This window comes from Acidimicrobiales bacterium (genome assembly GCA_035533595.1).
Classification (GTDB): domain Bacteria; phylum Actinomycetota; class Acidimicrobiia; order Acidimicrobiales; family Bog-793; genus DATLTN01.
Genome location: DATLTN010000040.1, coordinates 52,340 through 59,404 on the forward strand (window position 1 = coordinate 52,340; position 7,065 = coordinate 59,404).

At 74.7% G+C, this 7,065-nt stretch carries 5 protein-coding genes; 4 read left to right on the top strand and 1 reads right to left on the bottom strand.

Annotation, left to right across the window (positions count from 1 at the left end; all coding sequences use genetic code 11):
* Nucleotides 1-20: 20 nt before the first annotated feature.
* Complete coding sequence (locus VNF07_07810) at nt 21-2,387, bottom strand: hypothetical protein (GenBank protein HVB06128.1); 2,367 nt, start codon at nt 2,385-2,387, stop codon at nt 21-23.
* Nucleotides 2,388-2,625: 238 nt separating this feature from the next.
* Between VNF07_07810 and VNF07_07815 the strand changes: the two genes are divergently transcribed.
* From VNF07_07815 to VNF07_07830, 4 genes are all read left to right on the top strand, one after another.
* Nucleotides 2,626-3,087, top strand: coding sequence for a universal stress protein (locus tag VNF07_07815; GenBank protein HVB06129.1), 462 nt, complete (start codon nt 2,626-2,628; stop codon nt 3,085-3,087).
* Nucleotides 3,088-3,264: 177 nt separating this feature from the next.
* Complete coding sequence (locus VNF07_07820; protein HVB06130.1) at nt 3,265-4,074, top strand: enoyl-CoA hydratase/isomerase family protein; 810 nt, start codon at nt 3,265-3,267, stop codon at nt 4,072-4,074.
* The gene (locus VNF07_07825) at nt 4,067-6,199 is read left to right on the top strand and encodes an acetate--CoA ligase family protein (protein HVB06131.1); all 2,133 of its coding nucleotides are present in this window, start codon (nt 4,067-4,069) and stop codon (nt 6,197-6,199) included. The genes VNF07_07820 and VNF07_07825 overlap by 8 nt, the downstream gene beginning before the upstream one ends.
* 37 nt (nt 6,200-6,236) lie before the next feature.
* Nucleotides 6,237-7,065 (top strand): LLM class flavin-dependent oxidoreductase (locus tag VNF07_07830; protein HVB06132.1); only part of this gene is annotated, 829 nt, incomplete at its 3' end.

Genomic DNA, 7,065 nt, shown 5'->3' on the forward strand with positions numbered 1-7,065 from the left:
GCGCGCCGCTGCGCTTTACCTCAGCCAGCCGCTCGGTCACGGGCGCGCCGGCGGCGGGCGGCGCCGAGCGTCGCTCCCCCTCCCGCGACGAGGGCGAGCAGGGCCGCGAGGGCGAGGCCGAGGCCGAGGACGAGGCGGCGGGGGAGGTAGCTGAGCACCAGTCGGTGCACCCCCGCCGGGATCCGTGCCGACTGCTCGACCCCCGCGAGGCCGCGCACGGGGGCGAGCGCGGCGGGGTGGCCGTCGACGGTGAGGTGCCATCCCGGGAGCGCCGTCACCGCCATCACGAGCGAGGCAGCACGCCGCGTCGTCGTCGTGAGGCTGAACGAGCCGTCGCCGCCGTCGACGACGCCCGAGACCCTCCCGCCGCCCGAAGGGAACGAGAAGCGCGCCGCCCCGGGCACCGCGGAGAGGCGCTCGTCCCCGGCGAGGATCCCGACGGTGCGCGTCCCGACCGGCGGCGCGAGCCAGGTGGGACTCAACACGTAGCCGATGCCGTAGCGGCGGGCGAGGGCCGCCGAGGTGATCGCCGGGACGAAGAGGCCGACGCCCTTTTGCACCGGGGCCGCGGCCGCGACCGGCCAGGTGCGGTAGTAGGCGGCGGGGGTGAGCGGGTCGTGGACACCGAAGAGGTGGATGCCGTAGCCGAGGTTGACGTTCGGGTACAGACCCGCCCGCGGCTCGGGTTGGCCGCTCGCGCTCGGGACCCCGAAGCTGCGCACGCCGTAGCGCCTCCCCGCGATCGACTGCAGCGCGGTGTTGCCGTTGTCGAGGCCGACGAGGCTGTCGCCGACGATCGCCTCGAGGCGCGCGGTCGCCGCCGTCGCGCCGTAGAAGGTGTGGCCGTAGGTGGGGATCCCGACCCCGGCGGTGAACAGGAAGGTCCCCTCGCCGGCGACGAGGAGCGCGGCGGCTCCTCGCCGCAGCAGGAACCCGCCCCTCCCCGAGGCGAGGAAGGGGACGACGACGAGGGCGCCGAGCGCGAGGGCGACGGGCCACACGAGGCTGTCGAGGCGCTGCCGCCGGCTGATCTCGAGGAGGCGGACCCCGAGCGAGTCGACGAGCAGATAGGCGACCACCCCGCTCACCGCGAGCGCCCCGAGCCAGGCGGCGCGGCGCAGCACGCGGCTGCGCTCGGCGCCCCGCAGCTCGTCGAGGCCGACGGCGCCGAGGAGCGCGACGAGGAAGGCGGACATCGTCCGCATCCGCTCGAAGCGCACCGCCCGCAGCTCGGGGATGCGGTCGACGAGGCCGAAGAAGAGCTGCAGCGGGCGGGGCTCGTAGGTGGCGACGAAGCTGAGGAGGAGCGCGAGGGCGAGGCCGGCGACGAGCGGCCGGCGCCAGGCCCCGAGCACGGCGACGAGCGCGAGCACGGCCGCCACCACCCCGACGTAGGCGACGCTCTCGTAGTATGGCCAGAACTTGTAGGCCGAGAGCAGCGATGGCCCGGTCGGCAGGCCCGCGTAGCCCTGGGAGAACAGGAGCGCCATCGCGCTCGTCGGCAGGCCGACGTAGTTCCCGTCGTTGGCACGATGCGAGAGGGCGAGCACCTGCAGCCCCGGGAGCCAGAGCGGCGCGGAGAGCGCCGCACCGGCGACGCCGCCGCAGAGGGGACGGACGAGCCTCCTCCACGAGAGCCGCCGCCCCGCGAGCCGCCCGGCCACGAGCGCCCCGGCAGCGAGCGCCGCGAAGGCCATCGCGAGCATCACGTTGGCCTCGGGGAAGCCGCCGTAGACCGAGAAGGCGACGACGACCGCCAGCAGCACCACGTACCGCCACTTCTCGGAGCGCGCCGCGAGGACGAGCAGCGCGAGCAGGTAGCCCGCCCAGCAGAAGACGTCGGTGAGCGGCCAGGTGACCCAGTTCACGAAGGCGCCGGCGAGCATGAGCGACAGGCCGCCGAAGAGCGCGGCGAGGGGCCGCAGGCCGAGGACCCGCGCCGCGAGGTAGGTGCCGGTGCCGGCGATCAGCACCTTGCTCACGACGACCACGAGGAAGGCGGCGCGCAGCGGCGCGAGGTAGCTGAGCACGTCGGGGAGGCTGAGCACGGAGGACTCGAAGTTGAGGAACTCGGGCATCCCGAGCACCGAGTAGTCGTTCCACAGCGGGAAGTGCCCGGCGTGCACGAGCCGCCAGTCGAGGGCGTTCCAGCTCACCATCTGGCTCACGGCGTCGCCGTTGGCGAGGCTGTGCGGCGCTCCGTAGAGGCCGGCGGTGAGCGAGGTGAGGCCGCTGTCGAGATCGAAGCCCCCGAAGACGGTGCCGTCGCGCAACGCCGGCGCGAAGAATGCGAGGGCGACGAGGACGAGCACGGCGAGGCAGCAGACGTCGGTGCGGCGCTCGGTGAGCAGCCGGCGGCTCCGGGAGGCCAGCCGGGATACTCCCATCGACGGCACACTACTGACGGGCCCCGCTCGATCCGCCGACCCCGCGCCTCGCGAGCCGCGACGGCGCACCAGCGAGCGTGACGCCGGCGCTCGTTTCTCCGACGAGGTACGCGTCTTACAGCGACAGGTAGCGGTCCGAGCCATTAGCTTGCCCACCAGCCCGAGGGGGCATGGAGGAGAGCGGAGGGGGGCTGCCAATGAGTGCATCCGGCGCCACCGGACACGCCGGGAACGACCGATGAGCCGGCTCGTCGTCGGCGCCTCGAGCACCGACCTCGCCGTCTTCGCGGCGGAGTCGGCGATCAGCCTCCTCGGCGAGGGCCATCGGGTGATCCTCCTCTGCGTGACGAACCCGGCGCTCGTCGCCTCACCCGCGAGCGACAGCGAGGCGGTCGCCACCGCCCGCCTCACCCTCGACACCGACGCCGGCCCCGAGGACGTCCTCGCCTCGGCCGAGCGCGTCGAGGCCGACGCCCGCAGCGACATCGACGAGGCGCTCCGCAGCCGCCACCTCGACGACAAGGTGCGCGTGCGCGTCGACACCGGAGAGCTCGGCGAGACCCTGTGCCGCGTCGCACTCGAGGAACGAGCCGATCTCATCGTCCTCGGTCGGCGACGCGCGACGCGCGCGCGACGCCTGCGGATGGTGATCGAGGCCGCCCACTGCCCGGTCCTCGTGGTGAACGAGCGCCGGGCGTAACTCCCCCGGCGCCTCCCGGCCGGAGTTGACTGCGCGAGCCCCGACGAGGAGCAGCAGAGGTGCCCTCGCCCGAGGCTCCCCTGCCCCAGCCTCCCGGCGGCTTCTCCCCGAGCAGGTGAAAGGGGGTGGCGCGTACGCTCCTCCGGGCGACCTGACCGGCGCCGGAGGAGGACGACGATGACCACCCCAGCTGGGACCGATCCGCGCCCCCTCGTCCGCGTCGAGCGGGGCGGGGGCGTCGCCGTCGTCCTCCTCGACCGCCCCGAGGCGCTGAACGCGTTGAGCGACGGGCTGCGCGAGGCACTCGTCGGCGCGCTCGCCGGCATCGCCGAGGAGGAGGGGGTCACGGCGGTGGTGCTCACCGGGTCGGGGCGGGCCTTCTGCGCCGGCGGCGACCTGAAGGCGATGCAGCAGCGCCTCGAACGGCCGCAGGGCTCGGTCGCCTTCGCCGGCTGGCGCCGGATGCACACCGTGAGCGCGGCGGTCACGCTGCTGCACTCGCTCGACAAGGTGACCGTGGCCGCGGTGAACGGCCCCGCAGTCGGCCTCGGCTGTGACCTCGCGCTCTGTTGCGACTTCGTCGTCGCCTCGAGCGAGGCCACGTTCGCGATGAGCTACGCGAAGCGGGGCCTCGTCCCCGACGGCGGCGGCATGTACTACCTGCCCCGTCGCGTCGGTCTCGCCAAGGCGAAGGAGCTCCTCTTCAGCGGGCGCACCGTGGCGGCCGAGGAGGCAATGGAGATCGGCATCGCCGACCGCCTCGTCGAGCCCGCGGCGCTGCTGGAGGCGGCCCGCACCCTCGCCGAGGAGATGACCGCGGCGTCGCCCACGGCGCTCGCCCTCACCAAGTCGATCCTCAACCGCTCCTTCGAGCTTGAGCTCGACGAGGTCTACGCGCTCGGCGCCTCGGCGCAGGCGATCTGCTACACGACCGACGACCACCGCGAGGCGGTCCGGGCCTTCCTCGACTCCCGCCGTCGTGGCTGAAGGAGGGGCGCGCCCCGCGGCTCCGAGCGGGCTGCAGGCCCTCGGCGCGCTCTGCCGCCCGCAGCGGGTGGCGGTCGTCGGCGGCTCCGCCGACCCCGGCAAGATCGCCGGCCGCCCCGTCCGCTTCCTCCACCGGGGAGGCTTCGCCGGCGCCTCCTACCTCGTCAACCCGAACCTGCCCGAGGTCGCCGGCTTCACGAGCGTGGGGAGCGTCGCCGCGCTCCCCGAGGTGCCCGACGCGGCCTTCGTCGCGCTCGGCACGGCCGGCGCGATCGCCGCGGTGCGCGAGCTCGCTGCGCTCGGCACCGCCGCCGCGGTCGTCCTCGCCGCCGGCTTCACCGAGAGCGGCGCGGAGGGGGCGAAGCGCCAGGCCGAGCTCCTCGCGGCGGCCGGGCCGATGCGCCTCCTCGGGCCGAACACCCTCGGCCTCGTCAACCTGAGCGACGGCGTCTACCTCACGGCGAGCGACGCGCTCGAGACCCCCGGCATCAGCCGCGGCGCGGTCGGCGTGGCTGCCCAGAGCGGCGGCATCATGGCCTCGCTGCTGTCGCGCGCCGGGGGCAGGGGGATCGGCTTCTCGACGCTCCTCGCCACGGGCAACGAGGCGGACCTCGAGCTCGCCGACTGCGTCGAGTACCTCACCGAGGACGACAACACCGCGGTGATCGCCCTCTACATCGAGGCGCTGCGCTCGCCGCGGCGCTTCGTCGAGGTCGCCCGCCGCGCCGTGGCCGCCGGCAAGGCCGTCCTCGCCTACAAGGTCGGGCGCTCCGAGGCCGGAGCGCTGGCCGCGAGCTCGCACACCGGTGCGCTCGCGGGGAGCGACCGCGCCTACGACGCGCTCTTCGCCGAGGCGGGCGTCGAGCGCCTGACGCGCTTCACGGACCTCCTCGAGCTTCCGGCGGCGCTCGCCGCCGGGAAGCGCTCGGCCGGGCGGCGCGTCGGCGTGCTCACCACGACCGGCGGGGCGGCGACGGTCATCGCCGACGCCTGCGGAGCGCTCGGCCTCGTACTCCCCGGCCTCGGCGCCGCGACGGCCGCGGCGCTCGGAGAGCTCGTCCCAGGCGGTGACGTCGACGCCAGCCACAACCCGATCGACCTCACGCTCGCCGGCACCCGCAGCGAGGTGATGGCCCCCGTCATCGAGCTGCTCGCCGCCTGTGACGACTTCGACGCCCTGGTCGTCGTGCTCGGCTCGTCGGCCGTCGCCCGCCCCCGCCTCGTCGCCGACCCCCTCATCGCCTGCGCGGCCAGGCCGGGCGCGAAACCGCTCCTCGCCTACGTGAGCCCGCACCTCCCCGAGGTCCTCGAGCGCCTCAACCGGGCGGGCGTCCCCGCCTTCGAGGACCCCGAGAGCTGCGCCGCGGCGCTCGCCCTCCTCGCCGCGACGAGCCCACCCGCCCCGTTTTCGGCTCCGCCGGCAGCCGCTCCTCACGCGGCGGCCGCGACGACCGGCGACGAGGTGGAGGCCAAGGAGCTCCTCGCCCGCCACGGGATCCCGAGCCCCCGCCGGGCAGTGGCGGCCGAAGCGACCGAGGCGGCGCGCCTCGCCGCTCACCTCACCCCGCCGTTCGCGCTGAAGGCGCTCGTACGCGGCCTCGCCCACAAGAGCGACGTCGGCGGGGTCGCGCTCGGCGTCGCCCTCGCGGACGTCCCCGCGGTGGGCGCCGCCCTCCTCGCCCGTGTCGGGGCGGCCCTCGGGGCGCCTCCCGCGGCCCTCCTCGTCGAGGAGATGGCCCACGGCGAGGAGCTGTTGCTCGGCATGGTGCGCGACCCGGGCCTCGGCGCGCTCATCGTCCTCGGCGCAGGGGGAGTCGCCGCCGAGCTGGTCGACGACACGGTGCTGCGCCTCGCACCGGTCGACCGACGCGGCGCCGAGGAGATGATCGCCTCGCTGCGCCTCGCGCCCCTCCTGCAGGGGGCCCGCGGTCGCGAGCCGGTGGACCTCGAGGCGCTCGCCGAGGCCGTCGTCTCGTTCTCCGCGCTCGTCGAGGAGCTCGGTGAGACCCTCGCCGAGCTCGAGGTGAACCCGCTCGTGGTGGGGGCCGCGGGGGAAGGGGTCCTCGCCCTCGACGCCGTAGTCGGCTGGAGCGAGGCGATGCGCCCGCAGGGGAGCCCCTCCTAGGATCGGGCAGCGGCGCACTGCGGCGGAAGGAGCGACGATGGCCGACGGCAAGCGGTGGCTGGGCGTCCACCTGAAAGACGACGGCGAGCTCGGCAACGCCGCGCTCCTCGACTGCGCCCACCTCGCCGAGGAGCTCGGCTTCTCGGCCGTCACGATGAACGAGGACGTCGGTCACGACTCCTTCGCCCTCCTCGGCGCGCTCGCCCGGGAGACACAGCGCATCACCCTCGGCACCGCGATCGTGAACGTCTACACCCGCTCGGCGATGCAACTCGCGATGGGGGCGGCGACCGTCGACGACCTCTCGGGGGGGCGCGCGCTGCTGGGGTTGAGCGTCGGCCACCACCCCTGGAACGACCAGTACCACGGGATCCCCCTCGAGGCGCCGCTGCCCCGCCTGCGGGAGTACGTCGCCTTCCTGCGGGGCGTGCTCTCCGGCGAGGAGTACCACCACGAGGGGAAGGTCTTCCGCGGTGTCTCCACCAAGCTGCACTTCCCGCCGCTGCGCAGCGACCTGCCGATCCACGTCGGCGGCGACCGCGCCGGCATCTTGAAGGTCGCGGGCGAGATCGCCGACGGCGCGATCCTGAACGTCGTCTCGCCCGGCTACATCGAGTCCTTCGCCGCCGACCGCTTCTTCTCCTCGGCCGAGGCCGTGGGCCGCGACCCCTCGACCCTCGAGCTCACCGCGATCGTCACCTGCTGCCTCACCCCCGACCGCGACGAGGCGATCGCCCGCGCCAAGCGCTCCTTCGTCCGCCGCATCGGCACGAACCCGGAGAAGATGGCCGACACCCGTGGCGCCGAGGCGAAGGTGGAGATCGCCCACCTCGCCGAGCTGATCGCCGCCGGCAGGGCCGAGCAGG